Below are 19824 nucleotides of genomic sequence, written 5' to 3'. Positions count from 1 at the left end.
ATTGCTGCTTTCTTGATTTCTCCGTATCTGCTCACCGCATTTGGTAACGGAAAGAAAAGATTCAAATTTTTATCGGGCAATCCCACATTGCTCTTGAACGCGCAACCGGCTGAACAATATTACTATTGTTCGATTGCCCAATGGGGATCGAATAGTCCAGGAGGCGCCATGTGCTCTTGGCGTCTCCCTGTATCCATGTTGCTTACAAGGAGGATATGGCTATGAGGACAAACCTCGATTTCTCTCCCCTATTCCGGTCGAGCATCGGTTTCGACCGAATTTTGCGTTCCTGTCTGCGCGCGTCGGGTCGATTGGCGACAATCAGCTCGGTGGATGGATTTCGTACCGCTCCTCCAAGGCAGCACTCAACCAGATCGTCCACACGGCAGCGATCGAGGTTTCCAGGGCGAACCCGGCGTCGGTGGTTGTGACAGTGCATCCGGGAAGTGTCATGACCTCGCTCTCCGCTCCGTTGTCGTCTGGCCATCAAAGGTTGGAGCCTAAAAACGCCGCGCAGGCGGTTCTACAAGTGCTTGACTCCCTCCAGCCTGCTGATTCCGGGGGGTTCTTCGCCTATGATGGCAGCCCAATCGCTTGGTAAGCCGCATCGCCACAGCAGGTGTGCTTACTAGGGCTTATTCAAAACCAAAGAGGTGGCTTTATTGAACCGGCCTCGCAGCCTAATTTTCATCCGCCGAGAGATTTTACGCGTCCGGATCCGTCCCTGTCGACAATGATGTTGATAACCGTCGAGGACCTATCACTCGAGACGCTGCCCGAATCAACGCGGTCGACGACGCGCTAAGACGGGCAGCCAACACTTGGGCGCAGGCAGTTATCGTATCATCGCCGGAAGAAGGTGGGGCTTTGCGCCGCAAAATCGCTGGGATGCAAACAGATCGCCACCGGCTTTGCTGCTGTAGGTCCCACGGCTCGAAGATTCGATCGGTTACGACAGAGGCCTTGCGAGGGAGGAATGTTGTTGGCCGAGTACCTGAGAGGCTGGGATCACCGGGCATGGCCGTTTTGCGATAGAGGCTTGCCGTCCTCTGCAGCATATGTATCTGCGCCTTGCACGCAGTGAACTTTTCCAGTGTGTCGGCGGTATTGTTACTGGCTTCACTGAAAAAATTTCGGGAACGTCGCTCGATGAAGCAGATGTATGATCCGGCTCGTGAAAACCCAATTTGGTGTGCCCCGAAAAAAGGAGTGGGCGATGAAAGTGATCCTTGGCTTAACGGTCATCGCCATATTGTCCTCTTTTTGTACTGGATGTTCTCATCACGACAACGTTCGCCCCAAACCTGCTGCCGCCGACAAAAATCAAGTTAAGAGTAGGCCGCCGGCGAAAATATCGTGCCAGAAAAAACCCAATGTCGAGGGGATGCTGCGCACGCTCTGTTATTAACGACAGCGACGCGACGCAGCTCATGCCGGTCGAAGTCGTACGCAGTGTTTCCAAAAAAAACCGGAGCCCTTCACTCGAGCGAACAACCGTAATCCTCGTCTAGGCATTCATAAGCACGATGGCGCGGGCTATCTTTCAGCCGATGAGAATTAACACTGCGATTTTGCCGCCGGCGGGCAGCAGAAAAATTTTAACATCGCGCCATCCGAATTGCGCCAGCTCCGTATCGGACGATAACCCAGGAGCAAAATCATGCATCGTATGCCGCTGAACGCCAACGCCTTGCCAGATGAAGACGGTTTCTTCGGAATATTTGGCGGCCGCTTCGTAGCCGAGACGCTCATGCCGCTTCTGATCTCAGTCACTGAGAATTGGCAAGCCGCAAAGACCGACAAATCGTTCTGGGATCAGCTTGACGAGTTGTCCCGAACATATATCGGCAGGCCTAGTCCGCTCTACTTTGCTGAACGAGTGACCGCGCGCCTGAATGGCGCGCGCATCTACCTGAAGCGCGACGAGCTCAATCATACCGGTTCCCATAAAATAAACAATTGCCTCGGCCAGACGCTTATCGCCCAACGGATGGGCAAGAGGAGAATCATAGCCGAAACAGGCGCAGGCCAGCACGGCGTCGCGACTGCAACGATGGCCGCCCGGTTCGGTCTCGACTGTGTCATTTACATGGGAGCGAAAGACATTGAGCGACAGGCCCCTAACGTTTTCCGAATGAAGCTCTTGGGTGCTGAAGTGCGATCCGTCACGTCGGGAAACGGCACGCTCAAAGATGCCATGAACGAGGCACTGCGTGATTGGGTATCGAACGTAGATGACACCTATTACCTGATCGGGACCGCCGCTGGCCCTCACCCGTACCCGGAAATGGTTAGAACGTTGCAGTCGGTAATCGGAAGAGAGGCGCGCGAGCAAATATTGGAGTGTGAAGGCCGCCTTCCCGATCTCCTGGTCGCAGCGGTTGGTGGCGGCTCGAACGCGATTGGGTTGTTCCATCCGTTCCTAGCCGATACTGGCGTCGCCATGGTCGGCGTTGAACCTGCCGGGAAAGGGCTTGAAACATCGCAACACTGCGCATCGTTGACGAAAGGCAAGCCCGGCGTTCTGCACGGAAACCGTACTTATCTTCTGCAAGATGCAGATGGGCAGATCAACGAGGGACAATCGATCTCCGCGGGCCTTGATTACCCCGGCGTCGGCCCGGAGCATTCGTGGCTAAAGGACACGGGACGCGTAAGCTACGCGTCCGTAACCGACTTCGAAGCCCTTGAAGCGTTCCAGTTTCTATCAGTTGTGGAAGGCATCATTCCGGCGCTAGAGCCGTCTCATGCAATTGCCGAAGTCGTAAAGACAGCCCCGCTCATGCCCTCCGACAAGATCATCATCGTCAATCTCTGTGGTCGCGGTGACAAGGACATCTTCACGGTGTCCAGCCTTTTGAATGTCAAATAGCCCTTAAGTTGGAAGACGGAGGCATCCATGTTCTCGAATTTGGATATCCAAAAGGGGAGATGTCACGTTATCGAGCTGTGATCGAACTATCCCTGCTGTACCTGACAATCAGGCAGCCGCGCTGGTCACGGCTTTCCAATATGCGATTGCGCGGACGCGGTGAATGTGAGGGGCCAGGGCGGATCGTTTATGATGCGGGGTGACGAAGAGATTTCGGAGAGCCGAGAAGATCGATACGAAGCGCTGCACGCCGCCGGCCGATCGAAATCCCTGCATCATTCGTTCTCGTTTTCGCAGCGGTAAGTGAGAGTTCTCCGCGCGGTTGTTGAGACCCTTGTGAGATCGATGTTCGACATCTGGCATGACTTCCCACTTTGCCGCGCCGTACGAGCGCAGTTTGTCGGCGACGATGCGCTTCGGCATGAGACCTTGCACCCTTAGGAGCCTGGTCAGCAATCGCTTGGCGGCCTTGGTATCGCGGCGGATCTGGACCATCTCATCGACAACATAGTCGTCCTGATCGACGACGCGCCTTCAGCATATGGCGCTAGGCGGAGTTTCTTCTGCCCCCAGCGCTCGACCCGGGTATCGCATCAGACATAGCTGGATGACAAAGCCGAGCCGATTGTGATTACGTCTCCGCAGTTCGATCTCCAGGCGATCCGGCAATGACAACGAATAGTGTCGGATTAGGCTGTCCTCGTCGACTGGAGAGCAGTCCGAAATCGTACGCTAAGGCCGAACGGAACATGAACGATATCGTAGCTCGGATCTGCAGCATTGATCTCTGTGGATTGCCATCGACATGCGCCAGTCTTGATTTCTCCGTCCGACCCACTCGATAACGCTTCGCGCAGATTGGTCGTGGATGGAGTCGGGCGATGGCAAAGCGGAAACTCCTCAAAGATCAAGATGGGCGGAAGCTTGTCGACATACCCGTTCTGCCCCCACGGTTAAGTCCAGACCCAAGGGCTACGGGGCACTCTGACGCAAACTCTCATCTCCGCAATGGATAGATCAGATCCGGGCGCCACCCGTCGCATCAATCATCTGGCCCGTCGTCCAACGGGCATCGTTCGATGCGAGGAAGGCGATGACGTCGGCGACGTCCTCCGCCTTTCCGACACGTGAGAAGACCGAGAGGGCTTCGGCGCCGGCGCGCGCATCCGGCGATGCCAGCCACTCGGCATTCATATCCGTCTCCGTTACACCCGGCAGCACGGCATTGACCGTAATCCCGCGAGCTGCAAATTCAGGTGCCAGCGCCAGTGTCAATGTCTCCAGCGCCCCCTTTGAGGCCGCATAGGCGGGATGGGTTGGCGCCGCGATCCGCGTAAACCCAGTGGAGACATTGATCACACGGCCATTGTCACGAATGTGGTCGGCCACTGCCTGGATCAGGAAGAACGGCGCCTTGTAGTTGATCGTCATCACCTCGTCGAAAACAGCTTCGCTCGTCTGCTTCAGCGGCAGTGCAGGCGCGATGCCGGCGTTGTTCACCAAAATATCCAGAGCGGGCGAGCCCATCTCGGTACGCGCGGCTTCGCTGAACTGCGCCCAGAGGCTGTCGGCCGCCTCTTTGCCCTGTCTGAGGTCGGACTTCACACCTATGGCCTTGACACCAAGCGCCTCAATGTCGCGTACGGTGGCATTGGCCGCATCCGCGTTGGCAGTGTAGTGCACCCCAATCAGTGCGGCACCCTCCTTCGCAAACGCGAGAGCAACCGCCCGGCCGATACCGCGCGAACTTCCGGTAATGAGGGCTATCTTGTTTGCTAGTTTTTGGGACATGGATCATTCCGTTGCTAAATTAAATAGTGACCTCTATAATAATAGTCGAGAGGAACCTGTCAACAATTTAATAGGGATCGCTATTTTAATGACGAATCTAGTCCGCAAACGAGGCAGACCGCGCGCGATCGATCGCGACGTTGGGCTCGACATCGCGGCACGCTTGTTCTGGGAACGCGGCTACGAAGGAACGTCGACCGCCGACCTCACGAAGGCCATGGGGATCAATCCCCCGACTCTCTATTCGATGTTCGGCTCAAAGGAGGAATTGTACCGTCAGGCGCTCGACTTCAGCATTGCTCGTGAAAACAGCCGCCGGTCGGAAATCCTTCAATCCCATCTTCCGGCTTACGATGCCCTGAGCCTCTACCTCTACGATATCGCTGACGGCGACACCCAGCCGGACAAGCCGAGAGGGTGCATGGTCTCGACGGCCGTCCTGCAGCATGCAGAAGAAAACGCATCCGTCGCGCGGATGACAGCGGCGTTGCGCGAGACGTCGATGCAGACCCTCAAAGCCCGCTTCGACCGTGCCGTCGAGGAAGGCGAATTGCCGGCGCATACCGATACCGATACGCTCGCGCGCTTCTATGGAGCGATTGTCCAGGGCATGTCCGCACAGGCCTGCGATGGCGCCTGCAATGCGCGGCTAAAGCGGCTGATCGATCTCGCACTCACGGCCTGGCCTGGGAACCGTGGCACCTAACGGGGGGTCGGCCCGAAGACGCGTGTACGGCTCGTGCTGACCGCGAGCGTCCCAGAACTTTATCAGTGGTTCGCCCACGGGCGCCTTGAAAGGATGTGAACCTGCGACCCGCTTTTAAAATGGGCTCAATGAAAATTTCGCGCTTTCACCTTCAGCGTATCGATATGAAGATCGGGCACGAACAAGTCCCGTGGGACCACCGGCTTCGGTCTGTCTCGCGAATCCGGCCCGCTGCCTCCGTGGGCAAACTCATCGCCGCGACCGGCCGGCAGCCTGAACCCGGTATCCCGATCAGACAGACCGACGAGGTCCGCTGAAAGGTCGAATAGTTGCTGGGCCACGAGATGCACGACCTCCCCTTCCCGCTGGATCCGCCCGTTAATCGCCATCATCGAGGATCCCAGCACCACACGCCGCCGCTTCTCAAACAATGTCGGCCAGACAACGATGTTGGCGGGCCCCGTTTCGTCCTCGATGGTGATGAACATGACGCCTTTGGCCGATCCCGGCTTCTGCCGCACCAGGACAAGCCCGGCTGTATAGACCCATCGCCCGTCCCTAGAGTTCATCGCCTCGGCGCAGGTTATGATATTGCGGGCCGACAGGTCGCTGCGCAGGAATGCGACCGGATGCTGTCTCAGAGTCAACCCGGTATGGGTGTAGTCTTCAATGACGTTATGGCCGTCCGTCATCTGCCGAAGCGCAACCTCCGGCTCCTGCTGCTCTGCAATTGCCGCCATCTCGCGTTCGGCCGCGGCTGCGAACAACGGCAGTGGCTCATCGCGCAGCGCCTTGATGGCCCAGAGCGCACTACGCCGTTCGAGGTTCAGCGATGGGAGGAACGCATCGGCTTCCGCAAGCTGAACAAGCGCTTCCGTCGGCACGCTAGACCGGCGCCACATGTCGTCCACCGATACGAAAGGGCTGTTCATGCGCGCCGCCACGATCCAGGCAGCATCCGCGACCGCCAGTCCCTTCACCTGCCGAAACCCAAGCCGGACAGCATGCCGATCGCTGCTGCCGATCCTCTCCAGCGTGCAGTCCCAGCGCGAGCGGTTGACACAGACCGGCCGTACCTCGACGCCATGCTTGATCGCGTCACCGACGATCTGGGCTGGAGCATAAAAGCCCATCGGCTGACTGTTCAAAAGCGCTGCGCAAAAGACATCCGGATAATGGCACTTGATGTAGTTCGATGCGTAGGCGATCAGTGCGAAGGAGGCTGCGTGACTCTCGGGAAAGCCGTAGGAGCCAAAGCCTTCGAGCTGGGAAAAGGTCTTTTCGGCGAATTCTGGTGAATAGCCGTTCTTCACCATGCCGGACACCAGCTTGTCCTTGAAGCGTGAAACGCCACCGGTGAACTTGAAGGTGGCCATCGACTTGCGCAACTGGTCGGCCTCGCCGCCGGTAAAGCCGGCGCAGACCATCGCCACCCGCATGGCACTCTCCTGAAACAGCGGCACGCCGAGCGTCTTGCCGAGCACCGCCTCAAGCTCAGGTGTGGGGTACTCAACAGCCTCCTTGCCTTCACGCCGGCGAAGATAGGGATGCACCATGTCGCCCTGGATCGGACCGGGCCGTACGATCGCCACCTGCACGACGAGATCGTAGAAGGTGCGGGGTTTCAGGCGCGGCAGCATCGCCATCTGCGCGCGGCTTTCTATCTGGAATGTGCCGAGCGTGTCAGCCTTACGGATCATCGCATATGTGGCCGCATCCTCCTGTTCAATTTTCGACAGATCAAGGTCCTCGCCCTTGTGCTCGCGAATGAGATCGAAGGCTTTGGCCATGCAGGTCAGCATGCCCAATGCCAGCACATCGACCTTCATGAACTTCAGCGCCTCGACATCGTCCTTGTCCCATTCGATGATCTGGCGGTCCTTCATCGTCGCCGGCTCGATCGGCACGAGATCGTCCAGCCGGTCGTGGGTGAGCACGAAACCGCCGGGATGCTGACCGAGGTGGCGAGGCGCGCCCATCAGCTGCTGCGCCAGTTTCACGGTCAGCGCCAGACGGCGGTCGTCGGGATTGAGGTTGAGTTCGCGGATATTTCGATCCGGCACCTCCTCCGACCAGGACCACATGCCAGAGGACAGCGCCTTGATCACATCTTCGGGCAGGCCAAGCGCCTTGCCGACATCGCGGATCGCCCCCTTTGCCCGGTACCGCGTGACTGTAGCGCAAAGCGCCGCCTTGTCTTTCGTGTAGGTCTTGTAGATCCATTGAATGACCTCCTCGCGCCGCTCGTGTTCGAAGTCGACATCGATGTCAGGCGGCTCGTCACGCTCCTGGCTGACGAAGCGTTCGAACAGCAGATCGTTGGTCGAGGGATCGATCGAGGTGATGCCGAGAATGTAGCACACGGCGCTGTTGGCCGCCGATCCCCTGCCCTGGCAGAGAATGCCCTGGCTACGCGCATAACGCACGATCGAGAAGACCGTGAGAAAGTAGGGCGCGTATTTCATGGTGCGGATGAGATCGAGCTCGTGGCGCACGGTCTTCAGAACGTCAGGGGGCAGACCCTCCGGATAACGGTCGGGAATGCATTGCCAGAGATAATGCTCGAGCGAGGCCTGGGCATCCTTGCCCGGCACGACCGCCTCCTCCGGATATTGATAGGTGAGCTCCTCAAGCGAAAACTTGGCTCTCGCGACGATCTCCATAGTCCGAGCGAGCGCCTCGCGGTAGCGCGGAAACAGGCGCTGCATTTCTTCCGGCGGCTTCAGGTATCGATCGGCATGGCGCTCACGCTCGAAGCCGACCTCGTCGATCGTCGTGCGGGTGCGAATACAGGTGACAATGTCCTGCAACTGCCGGCGGCCTGGCTCATGGAAGAGGACGTCATTTGTGACGACCGTCCTCACCTTGAACCGCGCCGCGAGATTGGAAATTTCATGCAGCCGCAGCTGGTCGTTCTGTCGGCGCCGCAGGCAAAGCGACACATAGCCCCGATCGCCAAACACCTCGGCCATCTTGCGCAGCTGCACCGCGCAGGTGTCGTCCGGCAGATCCGGCACCAGAATACCGATCATGCCTTCGGCATAGGCGATGACGTCGTCCCAGTGCAGGATGCAGTTGTTCTTGCCGCCGCGCGACTTGCCGAGCGTAATCAGCCGGGTGAGCCTGGAGTAGGCGGCGCGACCTGTGGGATAGACCAGCACGGACATGCCATCAGCCACTTCGAGCCGGCAACCGACGACGAGGCGCAAACCCGTGGCCCGCGATGCCTCAAGCGCCCGGACAATTCCGGCCAGCGAATTGCGATCGACGACGCCGAGGGCTTCGATGCCGAGGGCCTTGGCAGTCTCGAACAGTTCCTGCGCCGAGCTTGCACCGCGAAGGAAGGAAAAATGGGTGGTGACCTGCAGCTCGGCATAGCTCATGCGAAGATCCCGTGGATGAACCAGCGATGGCTTCCGGTTTTAGGATCGATGCCATCACCGGAGCGAAACACCCAGAGACGTTCGCCGGCCTCGTCTTCGATTATGAAATAATCCCGTACCGCCTCCATCTCGGCGTCGCGCTGCCACCATTCGCCAAAAACCCGTTCCGGACCATCGGCCCGCTTGACCTTCAGGCGTTTGCCGCGCCAGGTGATGGAGACCGGCGGGCGATCCGGCAGCAGCGCAATCGCCTCGATCAGTTCCGGTCGGGCCAGCAGCCGGACCGGCCGGCGCCAATGGCCGACCCAGGTGACCTCGATCGGATCGGCCGCGGCGCTGATGCGCTGGACGGAGCGCTCGGGCACGTCGGAGGCAACGGGCGCCACCCGATAAACACGCTGGCCACGGTTTCCATAGATGTCGATCAACGGTGTGACGTCCTTGACTTCCTCCTCGACCAGCGACGAGGATTTCTGGCGCTCCTGCAGCGGCTCGGCCATTACCGCAACCAGGATGAGCTTCTCGATCCCAAAGCCGGGCTCGATCTTTTCCGTCCGATCACGAAACAGCTTTGTCAGCCAAGCGACATCGCGCACCGGTTTTGCTGTGCCGGCGCGGATTGCCTGCCGGGTCCCATCCACCTTCTCGACGATTAGATCCGCCCGGCGAACGCCAAGACCGCGCTTTTGCAGTTCCTCGATCAGGTGCACGACCAGGCGGCCGACATATTTGTTGATGGTTTCGGCCGCGCCGATCGGCTCGGCAAAGACGCGGCTGACCTCGATCAGTTCGGCAGTGCGGATCGGCTCGATCGGTTCCGACAAGCGGCCGAACATCTGGTCGATCCGCCGGCCGATCTCCGGACCGAAACGAAGCGTCAGCGGCGCGCGCGGCGTATTGGCCAATTCGCCGATTGTCTGGAAGCCGAGCGTGCGCAGATCGGTGGCGACTTTGCCAGGAAGGCGCAGCAGCGATATCGGCAGCTTCTCGACGGCGCGCGCGGTCTCACCGATCGGCACGATGACCGTATCCCGACTGATGGCGCGCGCGCACGCACGCGCCGCGCCCCAGGTGTCGGCAACCGCGACACGGGCAGTAAGCTTCCTGGCCAGGAACTGGTTGGCGATCTTCGTCACCATCGGCAGCTCGCCACCCTGCAGGTGATCGGCGCCTTCGGTATCCATGATAATGCCGTCAATCCCGTCAACCGCGACGATCGGGGAATAGAGCGTAAGTGCCCAGAGCGTGATCCGCTCGAGTGCTGCAGCATCCGCCGCAGGATCCGCATCGACCAGCATCAGGCCGCGGAACAGCGCCTGCGCTTTGGCAGCCGGCATGCCGACATGAACGCCGGCTTGTCTGGCGGCCGCGTCGCTTGCCGACACCCATCGCTTCGAGCCGCTCCTGGCGATCACGGCGATTGGCTGTTCAGGCGGAATAGACGGATCGGCGCGACGAATACGATCCGTCGGCAGATCCGGAAGATAGATCGAGACGACCCTTGTCATCGCACGCCCTCACGAGAAACTCAGCACACTCACCCGCTTTCACGCGCATCAATTCCAGAAACCATTGAGCCCTTCCCACACCGGGTACCGGCAGCTCTTCCGATGGCATCACGCTCACCCGCCATCGCGTGGTTGAAGCCGTCGGCTGGCCAAAATCATTGGCCTCAGTCTGTCGCCGCCATCGTCGGACCGCGAGCGCCATGGTCCCGGTTCGCTCGGCCGCCAGCTGCAGCCGGCGCGAGCCGACCATTGGCAATCGGACAAGTTCGCCGACCACGGCGCCGAGGCCGCCGAAGGACAATCCTTCCTCCATGTTGGCCAGGACGTCTTCCTCCTTGTCCGACTCGACAAAGATTACCCTATCGGCATGGAGGCCGACCTGAGCGAGTGCCGGAAAGAAGAGATCCGGACGGGTCAGGCACCAGACGATCGGGCCTTTCGTCCGCGCTGCTATCCCCGCCGCACACAGGGCTGCCGCCGCACCATCGACGGTACCCGCCCCGCCACCGGCAAATTCGTGCAAGGCGCCATAGGCCAGACCACCTCCCGGCAGGACCGCATCGATTTCCGGCACACCGAAGGAAAGACAGCCAGCCTTTCTGCCTGACACGCCCTCAAGCGAAGCGATGCGCTCGCGCAGATCGGAAATCACCCGTTCGCGGGCAGCAGTCATCGTTCACGGCTCCCTTCAAGGTCGTATTGGCGGCCAACATCATGTCGATCCAAATGCGGATGTTCTCTATCTGTTCCCGACGACTTGAAGAGTCAAGCAACCGGAGGATGGGAATATTATCCTGAACATTAGGAACCAGAAGAATACTCAGGAGAATCAGGTGGGTAGCGGCTGAAGGTTTTTTCCGAGCGGTTGCGAGCGCTAATCCCTTTGTGAATTGCGAGGACAAGTCGACATCGTCACAGTAGCCTTAAGATTTTTCTGCTGAACTGTCGGCATGACGAAGCCTCCTAGACCAAAACCCCTCCTTCGTGACGCCCAGGCCCCGATCCGTTCCCGGCCCCGCAGGAAGCGAAATCCAGCCCAACCACAGCTCCTGTTCGATCCCATGCCAGACCGCGTCGAACCTGCGCTGGCGCAACTGAAGTCCCGTCCCCCAAAGGGAAACGAGTGGAGCTGGGAGCTGAAATGGGATGGCTATCGCCTCGCTGTTCACATCGAGCCTCAAGGGATAAGGATTCTCACCCGCGGCGGCCATGACTGGACGCACCGCTTTCCGGCGATCGTAGAGGCCGCCCGAGCGCTCGGACCGGCGACGATGATCATCGATGGCGAGGCGGTCGTGCTTAATGAAGAGGGCCGGCCGGATTTCGGGCTGCTGCAGCAATCGTTGGGCGCATCCGGCAAACAAGCCGGCAACCGGGCCTCCGACGCCATCTTCTTCGCCTTCGATTTAAGCTATTTCGACGGGCACGATCTGCGCGGTGTCGAATACCGATCGCGCCGACATCTCCTCGATAACACGTTGAACGGAAAAGGGGCGCAATCAGGTTGTCGGAAACATTCGACACCGAACCAGCCGTCCTGCTGGAGCATGTCTGCCGCCTCGGCCTGGAAGGCATCGTCGGCAAACACCTCGATCGTCCCTATCGCTCGGGCCGGACCGGGGATTGGGTTAAGATCAAATGCGTCCAGAGCGAGGCTTTCTTCATCGTCGGCTATGAGATGTCATCTGCCTCGCCTGCCGGCTTCGGCTCGTTGGCGCTTGCTGCCTATCGCGGAGCCGATCTCGTCCACGTCGGGAGTGTCGGCACGGGCTTCAGGCAAGCCGAGGTCATCAGATTGCGAAAGATGATGGACACGCTGCGCTGGAAGCGAAAGCAGCCACCCCTGCCCTATTCCGGAAGTGCCGGTATCGTCTGGGTCGAACCGACGTTGATTGCCGAGATCGAGTTTCGCGCATGGACGACAGACGGCAAACTTCGCCACCCGTCATACAAGGGTTTGCGCGAACGCCAGGACAATGCCGACGTCTTCCGGCTCGACTAGCGAAATTGGCGCCGTGAGCTAGATTGTCGTCCATTCGAGCTTGGCGGAGAACATATCTAGCATGTGCAACCTTTATCGCATGGAAGACAGGGACTGGGTCGCCAAATGGGCCCAGGACGCCGAAAGCCTGATCAACCTGATGCCGGCCTACCAGATGAACCCCGACCAGATGGGGCCGATCATCCGCAATACCACTGAGGGAAAGAAGCAACTGGTCCATGCGCGCTGGGGACTGCCCTCGCCGCGCTTCGCCCTTGAGAAGGCGGCCAAAGCCAGGGCCGAGAAACTGGCGGTCAAGGGCAAGGCTTTCGATCTTGAGGAGCTGGTCCGCATGGAGGCCGACCGCGGCACGACCAATGTGCGCAAGCTCAATTTCCCGCACTGGACGCGATGGTTCGGTGTGGAGCATCGATGCCTTGTTCCTGTCACCAGCTTCGCCGAGCCGGACCCCGGGAGCAAACAGGAGGGAGGCAATGTGCCCAATGCCTGGTTTGCCCGCGATGAAGCAAAGTCGTTGATGTTCTTCGCTGGCATCCATGTGCCGCGATGGAAAAGCGTGCGGAAGGTTCGGGACGGACTGAAGACCGATGACCTCTACGGCTTCCTGACTACGGATCCCAACGATCTCGTGAAGCCGATCCATGAGAACGCCATGCCGGTGCTGTTGCTGTCGAAGGAAGAGACCGACACGTGGATGCGGGCGCCCTGGGATGAGGCCAAGGATCTAGCCTGCCCGCTACCGAATGATGCGCTGATCATTCTGGCGCGTGAGCCCTATGGATCTTCGATCGTGTCGAAGTCTGGCGAACCGGTGGAAGACACTCTACTGTAATCACTGGCCTTCCGGCCGGCTTCGTTCACTTCGCCTTCCGCTAATTCAGCTGCTCGTCCTGCAACCTTATCCAGACGGGGGCATGGCCGATGGTGTGTCCCACCCGCGCACGTCAGTCCTGCAGACAGACGACGTCCGACTCGGCCTCATCCAACCATGGACTTCAAGCCGGCCGTTTACGCCGTTGACGTTATAGGTGGCGAGCTTCACGGCCTACCGGCGGCCGATTTCCGCTTCGACCTTCTTGCGAGAATTCCCTGCGCTCTTCACGGCTTTCTTGACCGTGTCCTTGGAAACACCTTCCTTCTTCGCTTCGTAACGGACTTCATGATCTTGTCCGGCTGCGACCTTGGCGCGATCCTGCGCTCTGCCTTGGGACGTCGTTGCCATTTGCAATCCTCCTAATGATTTTGGTCAGCGGAAAACGATCGCGGAGTCAGGAAGTTCCGCGTGCACCTCAGGTGAAAGGCATTCCTCGCGGATCCCGCAGAAGAAAGTATCCGATCGCGAATTTCTCGACAAAGATGCGCACGTCGAAAATCGGTTCACTTACGTCTTCTAAGGGGACGCTCAATCGCCCGGTCGACCTGGAAGTTTAGTAATATCCAGGGCCCATGCCAACGCCGACGAACACCAGATCTGCGAGCGGGGCTTCAGATCCTTACGCTGGTTCACCGTTCCCAGTCTGATCCCAACCTGCTCGGCATCTTCCTGCTCTCCAGTCGTGTAGACGGGCGATCCGCAATCGGCACAGAAGAACTGCAGCCGCCGACGACCATTGTCGGCGGTCTTAACATAAAGCTTGGGCTCACCGGACGTGATCTGGAACTGGCCGCGTTGTGTGCTGACGGTTGCCCTGTACGCGGTGCCAGTCAATCTCTGGCAGTCGGTGCAGTGGCAGATCGCGACGTCCTGCGGATCCACCTCGGCTTCATAGGCGATCTTTCCGCATTGGCATGCGCCATCGATGTACATGTCATTCCTCCATCCGTGTTGTTGCGAGACTTAAAGAATGGCCCTCGCAAGTCGGGATCTACCTCTGCCAGTCCTGCCTTCCCTCGACACCTTCTTGATTTCTGCGCTTGCGCGTTTCAGAGACCTTGCCTGCCGTCTCGCTCCCGCAGCTCATTCAGCGTCAGCTGCCGCCATCGCGATTTTTCTGATATTCGGCCGGCTCCGCCGTCGCCGCTCGGCTCCTTTGGTTTTTTGGAAATCACGTTGAGAACGGTAGGTGGAGAGCGCGTCGGCCATCGGGGATCTCCGGGATCAGCGTCCGGAGACCCGGATTGCGCCGACGTCCCCGAATGTCTGCTGGACCGCAGGGATCATGCTGGAATTGATATCGGCTGAAACTTCGATCTCGCCCTCCAGCGGAGCATCGCCGCGCGCACCACCATCGTGAGAGACATCGCCGCCTGATGGAGCAGAGCCAGCGGTATTCTTAGCCGAGGTCGACTGGATAAAGATGTCCGGTCGAGCAATACCGTGCTGCTGGACGAGATGTTCTACCGCGAGATCGGCAGCCTCTCGTGTTTTGAAAACGGCTGTGATGGTCGTGGTGCTGTCGTCGGCCATGGGTCAATCTCCTATCTAATCTAATTCGTGATCAAACGCCTGAAGAAGCGTGGAGTTTCCCTCTGGAGGTCCTCCGAACATGGCCAGCACTTGGATGCCATGTCGGAAGATGATATGTTCCTGTTTCGTTTTCGCCAGTGACGCTCAATCGCCATGGATCTCACCACCATCTCAACCATCAGGAAAATCATCCATGTCGACATGGATGCCTTCTACGCATCGGTCGAGCAGCGCGACAATCCGGAGCTTCGTGGCAAGCCACTCGCTGTCGGCGGAGCGGCTGCCCGCGGCGTCGTTGCAGCAGCAAGCTACGAGGCGCGAGAGTTCGGCGTTCGCTCGGCAATGCCGTCGATCACGGCGGCGCGGAAGTGCCCGGATCTGATCTTCGTGAAGCCCAGGTTCGAAGTCTATCGCGCGGTCTCGCAGCAGATCCGCGAGATTTTTGCAGAGTATACGCCGTTCATTGAACCGCTGTCGCTCGACGAGGCTTATCTCGACGTCACCGAAAACCTCAAGGGCATGTCGGTTGCCACCGAGATCGCGCGGGAAATCCGTGCCAGGATCAAGGCTGTGACTGGGCTGAATGCTTCGGCCGGCATCTCGTACAACAAGTTCCTTGCCAAGATGGCGTCCGACCTCAACAAGCCGAACGGCCAAGCGGTCATCACGCCGAAGAACGGCCCGGCGTTCGTCGAGCAACTTGCGGTCAAGAAATTTCATGGCGTCGGCCCGGCTACGGCGGAGAAGATGCACCGGCTCGGTATCGAGACCGGTGTGGATTTGAAGGCAAAGTCCCTGCAGTTCCTAGTCGAGCATTTCGGAAAGTCGGGCCCGTACTTCTATGGTATTGCTCGGGGCATCGATGAGCGGCAGGTCCGGCCCGACCGGGTGCGTAAATCGGTCGGCGCGGAAGATACATTTGCCGTCGACATCGACGACCTTGATGTGGCGACACAGGAGCTCGAGCCGCTTGCGGAAAAGGTTTGGTCCTACTGCGAAGCCAAGGGGTTCAGCGGCAAGACGGTAACCGTGAAAATAAAGTACTCCGACTTCACCCAGGCCACCCGGAGCAAAACAACTGCTATCCCCTTTGCAGGTGTTGAGGACATCCTCGGCGCGGCCAATGTCCTTCTGGCCGGTGTCTATCCGTTCAAGCGACCAGTCCGGCTTCTTGGTGTGACGCTGTCGTCGCTGACCAATGACAAAGATTCAGAAAAGGGGGAACAACCGCAACTCGGCCTCAGTTTCTGAGCAGAAGGACCTGGAGCAAATCAAGCATTGAAAGCCGAATGTTGCCATCCTGTATTCGCGTTATCGACCTTGAAACCGCCGGCAACGGGCCGAGCGATGTCTGTGAGATCGGGTGGCAGGACGTCGTTCAGGACGAAGATGGGCGGTGGGAAGTTTCGGAGGAGCGTGGCTCGGCACTCGTGAATCCGGGCCGGCCGATTTCGGCCGACACCATGGCGATCCATCATATCCAGGATTATGAAGTCGGAAGCGCACCGTTCTGGAAAGAGGTAGCGCCCAGCATCTTGCGGCCACCGCACCCGATCGCGGCGCTTGCCGCACACCGTGCCGCCTTCGAGCAGCGATACTGCACGCCAAGACTGGCCGGTGTTACGCCCTGGATCTGCACATGGAAATGCGCTTTGCGTGTCTGGCCGGAGCTTCCAAGGTTTTCCAACCAGATGCTGCGTTATCAGCGCAGGCCCGAAGGTCTGATCCATGAGATCGGTCTTCCCGCCCATCGAGCCATGCCCGACGCCTATGTCACGGCCCATCATCTGCGTGACGAGCTAAATGCCGCTTCGTTGGATGAGCTCCTCTTTTGGAGTTCTGAGCCGGGCTTGTTACCGCGGGTTCCGGCTGGTCCTGATCGCGGCAAAAGCTGGGATCGCCTATCTATGGAGACACTCACTGCCTTCACAAGGGACCGCGACGCGGACATTCGCTTCAGCGCCGAGATGGAGCTTCTGCGGCGGGGAGAAACGAAAGCACCGACAATGTCGGTTCCCGCCCAGCAGACGCTTTTGTGACTGATTTGACTTTACTTGATGAGCCCGGACCGCCGACTTGAAGACACGCCATCCCATGATCCTGACAGCCCGAATTGCGGAGCATGATCTCATTCCCTTTGATCTGCTACGTCAAAAACATTTTCCCCAAGATCGGAATTTCCTGCGGGCTCATATGACGATGTTCCACCGGCTGCCGGGCGAATATGTTGGGAGGATCGTCGAAAGCCTTCAATTTGTTGCGAAGGAGACGCGCGCGATTTCGGCCCGGTTAGCGGCGTCCGTAATCTTGTATCCGGCGTGGCATTCACAATTGAAAGCACTGAGCTGAGCTCGATCCGGGATGCCCTACGCAGGGATTTCCTCCACTGGTTGGGGTCGCAGGACATGCAGACTTGGCGGCCGCACATCACGATCCAGAACAAAGTCTCTGTCGCCGAAGCGAACAAGCTTCACCGCGAACTCGCCGGCAATTTCCATCCCTGCGACATCACGATTGCGGGCCTCGATCTATGGAGATATCTCGGCGGTCCTTGGGCAAGCGAAGCCACATTGCCATTCTCTGATTAGTTCACGTAACACCGTTTTATGCCTCGGATCCAATCGAAGCCAACGCGGACTGGGTACAAGTATGGATTTGCTTCGACTCCGGTCAAGGGCGAAAGGCAACGCGAACAAAGCCTGCCGCGGGAGTACGTGCGGCAAGCTTTTCGAAAATAACCGAACAGCGATTGGGAAGAGGAGTGCCGCTATTCCCTGAGATGCCCCTTGGGAGGAGTGGAGCGTCTGACAAGAGTAGCGTCGACATACTCGCTTCCAGATAAGTCGCGCGACGCTTGCGCTTCAAGCCAAGTCGCAGCATCGCAACGATCCGCCCGCCCGCCCTGATATCGATCAAAAACAGCGTCTGCCCTGACAGGCCTCTGCCAGCGCCCGCGACAACTGCTTCTGGCTGAACGGTTTTGACAGCCTAACAACCTCGCCAATCTCGCCAGAGCCCTCAGGCAACTCGGCATAGCCTGTCGCTAGAACGACTGGGAGCGTGGGAAACCGCACGCGGATCTCCTCACAAAGGCGCGCGCCCGTCATCTTCGGCATTGCATGATCCGTGACCACCACATCGGGAAGCTGTCCAGAGCCAAGGATTGCGAGTGCTTCCTCGGCGGAAGACGCCTGGATCGTTTCCATTCCCAGATCTTCCAGCAACAGCACAGTGTTCATGAGAACGAGCGGATCATCGTCGACGACTAGAACTGTCATGGCGGTTGGGGCGGGATCGATAGGAACTTCTTCGGCAAGCACCGGGATGACGGCATCAACTGTAACCGGGAGCCAAAGCTCGGCGGTCGTGCCCTCGCCCGGGGCCGATTTCAGAATGAGTTGACCGCCGGATTGAGCCATGAGCCCGTGCACCATCGGCAAGCCAAGGCCAGTGCCTTTGCCGACGCCTTTCGTGGTAAAAAAAGGCGTCGTGGCATTAGCCAGCGTCTCGGCGTCCATCCCTTCCCCCTGATCCTTCACGGAGAGACAGAGATAGTGCCCGGCGGGAAGCAACCCAGCCTCCCCCACCTCGATAGCCTTCCGCTCGGCGGCGATGACGATTTCGCCTCCGTCCGGCATGGCGTCACGCGCGTTGACGACCAAATTGAGCAGCGCACCCTCAAGCTGGTTTGCGTCCGTACGTACAAGCGACGGTTCCGACGGAAATTGCGTGGTGATAACCACTTCCGGTCCGATCGTTCGACGCATGAGCTCCGCCATCCCTGTAACCAGAGCGCCGACGTCGACGGGGACGAGCCGAAGCTCCTGGCGGCGCGAGAAAGCGAGCAACCTCTGTGTAAGGGTAGCCCCACGCTGCGCACCTTGGATGGCATTTTCGATAAGGTCTGCGACGTCTGGCCGGATCGCCCTTTTCCTCGCGATCTCCAGGCTTCCGAGGATCGCCGTCAGGAGGTTGTTAAAGTCGTGGGCAAGTCCACCGGTCAATTGTCCCACGGCTTCCATTTTTTGAGCTTGGAAGATCGCCTCCTGGGCGGCGCGCTTCTCGCTGATGTCTCGGGTGATTTTTGCAAATCCAATGAGCTCGCCGTCGGCGTTCCTGATAGGATCGATGATGACGTTCGCCCAGAAGCGGGAACCATCTTTTCTCAGACGCCACCCTTCGCGCTCGAAGCGGCCTTCCTGCTCAGCGATTTGGAGCGCCCTTGCAGGAAGGTCTGCGGCACGATCCTCGGCCGTGTAGAAGGTTGAGAAGTGGCGCCCGACGATTTCCTGTTCCGTATACCCCTTCAGCCGCTCGGCGCCAGGGTTCCAGCTCGTCACAAAGCCGCCCCGGTCGAGCATGTAGATCGCGTAGTCGGTGATCGCTTCGACCAGAAGTCGGTAGCGCTGCTCGCTCTTTACGTCGTTCTCGTCCATGGTTTCTCCCACTGGTACCGCCCATGTTTTCCTTCCGACTTCTAAACGCTCTAGATGGCAAGACGACCTAAAAGCTTCGGCAGGCTTCATACCCTGGAGCTAGGTCTGTGTGGCCGGTTTGCTCATGGATAAGGCCGAAGCGGCTCGCCCCGATCACGACGCTCACACGCGCACGCGACCTTCGTCAGCCGGCCACTGCCACGGGCGACAAGTTCCCGAAGCGTGCCGACGCCCGCTCGCCCGGCTGGCGTTCTGACTCGCAACTGGAATAAGCTGCTCGGTAATCGACCAAGGGGGATATGTTTACGACTGGGAGAAAACGGTCGGATCAAATGCAGTGCGAATTGTTTGAGTTCAATGCATCGAGCTTGAAGATGGCGCGTTCACGCGCGTAGCGGCCAGCCCGACGTAAGTGTCGATCAAAACGGTCGCCATCTCCTCTACCGAGCGACAACCCTCGTTGTAGAGTTCGATGGCGGCATCACACAAAAACGAGGACGCTTGATCGTCCCATTCCACCTCGTAGTGCCGATACCATTCACGGACCGCTTTCGACATCAGCAGATGGTCTTCCTGTAAACACTTGGACATGCGTTACCCCAGACGTGGAGACGGCAGGCCTGCGCGGCTATGACTGCTTCGTTTACGCCACAGCGGCGTCGCCTCGATTCCAGACCCCGGTATGGCAGGACACCCACGGCGACTGCCTCGTTTGCTGA

The 19824-nt window shown here is 59.0% G+C and carries 18 protein-coding genes and 5 pseudogenes; 10 read left to right on the top strand and 13 right to left on the bottom strand.

Annotated elements, in window-relative coordinates:
- Nucleotides 1–221 precede the first annotated feature (221 nt).
- The 3 genes and pseudogenes from OS035_RS06065 to trpB form a co-directional block, all read left to right on the top strand.
- A pseudogene (locus tag OS035_RS06065) lies at nucleotides 222–329 on the top strand (Hsp20 family protein); the annotation flags it as partial.
- An 887-nt stretch (nucleotides 330–1216) separates the two neighbouring features.
- On the top strand, nucleotides 1217–1408 hold the full coding sequence (locus tag OS035_RS06060) for a hypothetical protein (RefSeq protein ID WP_183781643.1): 192 nt from the start codon (nucleotides 1217–1219) through the stop codon (nucleotides 1406–1408).
- Between the two features lie 252 nt (nucleotides 1409–1660).
- Nucleotides 1661–2872: a tryptophan synthase subunit beta gene (gene trpB / locus OS035_RS06055; protein ID WP_097624223.1), complete on the top strand. Its 1212-nt coding sequence runs from the start codon at nucleotides 1661–1663 to the stop codon at nucleotides 2870–2872.
- 108 nt (nucleotides 2873–2980) lie between these two features.
- On the opposite strand, the pseudogene OS035_RS06050 reads toward trpB, so the two are convergent.
- The 3 genes and pseudogenes from OS035_RS06050 to OS035_RS06040 all read right to left on the bottom strand — a co-directional run.
- A pseudogene (locus tag OS035_RS06050) lies at nucleotides 2981–3403 on the bottom strand (DDE-type integrase/transposase/recombinase); the annotation flags it as partial.
- 9 nt (nucleotides 3404–3412) lie between these two features.
- A pseudogene (locus tag OS035_RS06045) lies at nucleotides 3413–3598 on the bottom strand (DUF4158 domain-containing protein); the annotation flags it as partial.
- Between the two features lie 291 nt (nucleotides 3599–3889).
- Nucleotides 3890–4663, bottom strand: coding sequence for an SDR family oxidoreductase (locus tag OS035_RS06040; RefSeq protein ID WP_097624224.1), 774 nt, complete (start codon nucleotides 4661–4663; stop codon nucleotides 3890–3892).
- An 88-nt stretch (nucleotides 4664–4751) separates the two neighbouring features.
- On the opposite strand from OS035_RS06040, the gene OS035_RS06035 reads away from it, so the two are divergent.
- The gene (locus tag OS035_RS06035) at nucleotides 4752–5369 is read left to right on the top strand and encodes a TetR/AcrR family transcriptional regulator (RefSeq protein WP_097624225.1); all 618 of its coding nucleotides are present in this window, start codon (nucleotides 4752–4754) and stop codon (nucleotides 5367–5369) included.
- A gap of 125 nt (nucleotides 5370–5494) precedes the next feature.
- On the opposite strand, the gene OS035_RS06030 is transcribed toward OS035_RS06035, so the two are convergent.
- The 3 genes from OS035_RS06030 to OS035_RS06020 are packed head-to-tail and all read right to left on the bottom strand — an operon-like array spanning nucleotide 5495 to nucleotide 10933.
- A complete protein-coding gene (locus OS035_RS06030; protein ID WP_331813502.1) occupies nucleotides 5495–8752 on the bottom strand; it encodes an error-prone DNA polymerase in 3258 nt (1085 codons plus the stop codon).
- Nucleotides 8749–10260 carry a Y-family DNA polymerase gene (locus tag OS035_RS06025; protein ID WP_331813501.1) on the bottom strand — a complete coding sequence of 504 codons (1512 nt, stop codon included), beginning with the start codon at nucleotides 10258–10260 and terminating at the stop codon, nucleotides 8749–8751. The genes OS035_RS06030 and OS035_RS06025 overlap by 4 nt, the downstream gene beginning before the upstream one ends.
- Complete coding sequence (locus tag OS035_RS06020; protein ID WP_331813500.1) at nucleotides 10181–10933, bottom strand: ImuA family protein; 753 nt, start codon at nucleotides 10931–10933, stop codon at nucleotides 10181–10183. Before OS035_RS06020 ends, OS035_RS06025 begins: the two co-directional genes overlap by 80 nt.
- 277 nt (nucleotides 10934–11210) lie before the next feature.
- Here OS035_RS06020 and ligD point away from each other — a divergent pair.
- Both ligD and OS035_RS06010 read left to right on the top strand, forming a co-directional pair.
- Nucleotides 11211–12262 (top strand): annotated as a pseudogene (ligD, locus tag OS035_RS06015) (non-homologous end-joining DNA ligase).
- A 61-nt stretch (nucleotides 12263–12323) separates the two neighbouring features.
- Nucleotides 12324–13094 carry an SOS response-associated peptidase gene (locus OS035_RS06010; protein WP_331813499.1) on the top strand — a complete coding sequence of 257 codons (771 nt, stop codon included), beginning with the start codon at nucleotides 12324–12326 and terminating at the stop codon, nucleotides 13092–13094.
- Nucleotides 13095–13209: 115 nt separating this feature from the next.
- On the opposite strand, the pseudogene OS035_RS33550 reads toward OS035_RS06010, so the two are convergent.
- From OS035_RS33550 to OS035_RS05990, 5 genes and pseudogenes are all read right to left on the bottom strand, one after another.
- Nucleotides 13210–13304: pseudogene (locus tag OS035_RS33550) on the bottom strand (exodeoxyribonuclease III); the annotation flags it as partial.
- A 3-nt stretch (nucleotides 13305–13307) separates the two neighbouring features.
- Nucleotides 13308–13484, bottom strand: coding sequence for a DUF3606 domain-containing protein (locus OS035_RS06005; RefSeq protein WP_183780378.1), 177 nt, complete (start codon nucleotides 13482–13484; stop codon nucleotides 13308–13310).
- A 180-nt stretch (nucleotides 13485–13664) separates the two neighbouring features.
- Nucleotides 13665–14069: a GFA family protein gene (locus OS035_RS06000; RefSeq protein ID WP_331813498.1), complete on the bottom strand. Its 405-nt coding sequence runs from the start codon at nucleotides 14067–14069 to the stop codon at nucleotides 13665–13667.
- Nucleotides 14070–14219: 150 nt separating this feature from the next.
- On the bottom strand, nucleotides 14220–14345 hold the full coding sequence (locus OS035_RS05995; RefSeq protein WP_331813497.1) for a hypothetical protein: 126 nt from the start codon (nucleotides 14343–14345) through the stop codon (nucleotides 14220–14222).
- Nucleotides 14346–14360: 15 nt separating this feature from the next.
- A complete protein-coding gene (locus OS035_RS05990) occupies nucleotides 14361–14669 on the bottom strand; it encodes a hypothetical protein (protein ID WP_183780372.1) in 309 nt (102 codons plus the stop codon).
- 153 nt (nucleotides 14670–14822) lie between these two features.
- Here OS035_RS05990 and dinB point away from each other — a divergent pair, with 153 nt between their 5' ends.
- From dinB to OS035_RS05970, 4 genes are read left to right on the top strand one after another with little or no spacing between them, the layout of a single operon-like run.
- A complete protein-coding gene (gene dinB / locus OS035_RS05985; RefSeq protein WP_331813496.1) occupies nucleotides 14823–15920 on the top strand; it encodes a DNA polymerase IV in 1098 nt (365 codons plus the stop codon).
- Between the two features lie 38 nt (nucleotides 15921–15958).
- Nucleotides 15959–16708 (top strand): exonuclease domain-containing protein, encoded by a 750-nt coding sequence (locus OS035_RS05980; RefSeq protein WP_331813495.1) that lies wholly within the window; start codon nucleotides 15959–15961, stop codon nucleotides 16706–16708.
- Between the two features lie 55 nt (nucleotides 16709–16763).
- Nucleotides 16764–17018, top strand: a complete 255-nt coding sequence (locus OS035_RS05975; protein ID WP_331813494.1) for a hypothetical protein — start codon at nucleotides 16764–16766, stop codon at nucleotides 17016–17018.
- Entirely contained in the window at nucleotides 16988–17257 is a 270-nt protein-coding gene (locus OS035_RS05970) for a 2'-5' RNA ligase family protein (RefSeq protein WP_331813493.1), read from the top strand. Before OS035_RS05975 ends, OS035_RS05970 begins: the two co-directional genes overlap by 31 nt.
- A gap of 324 nt (nucleotides 17258–17581) precedes the next feature.
- On the opposite strand, the gene OS035_RS05965 is transcribed toward OS035_RS05970, so the two are convergent.
- Both OS035_RS05965 and OS035_RS05960 read right to left on the bottom strand, forming a co-directional pair.
- Entirely contained in the window at nucleotides 17582–19105 is a 1524-nt protein-coding gene (locus OS035_RS05965; protein WP_331813492.1) for a PAS domain-containing sensor histidine kinase, read from the bottom strand.
- Between the two features lie 354 nt (nucleotides 19106–19459).
- A complete protein-coding gene (locus tag OS035_RS05960; RefSeq protein ID WP_331813491.1) occupies nucleotides 19460–19696 on the bottom strand; it encodes a hypothetical protein in 237 nt (78 codons plus the stop codon).
- Nucleotides 19697–19824: the final 128 nt, after the last annotated feature.

The organism is Rhizobium sp. 268 (assembly GCF_036571585.1).
Lineage (GTDB): Bacteria > Pseudomonadota > Alphaproteobacteria > Rhizobiales > Rhizobiaceae > Rhizobium > Rhizobium redzepovicii.
The sequence above is the reverse complement of the archived record's forward strand: the minus strand, read 5'-3'. Positions and strand labels throughout refer to the sequence as shown.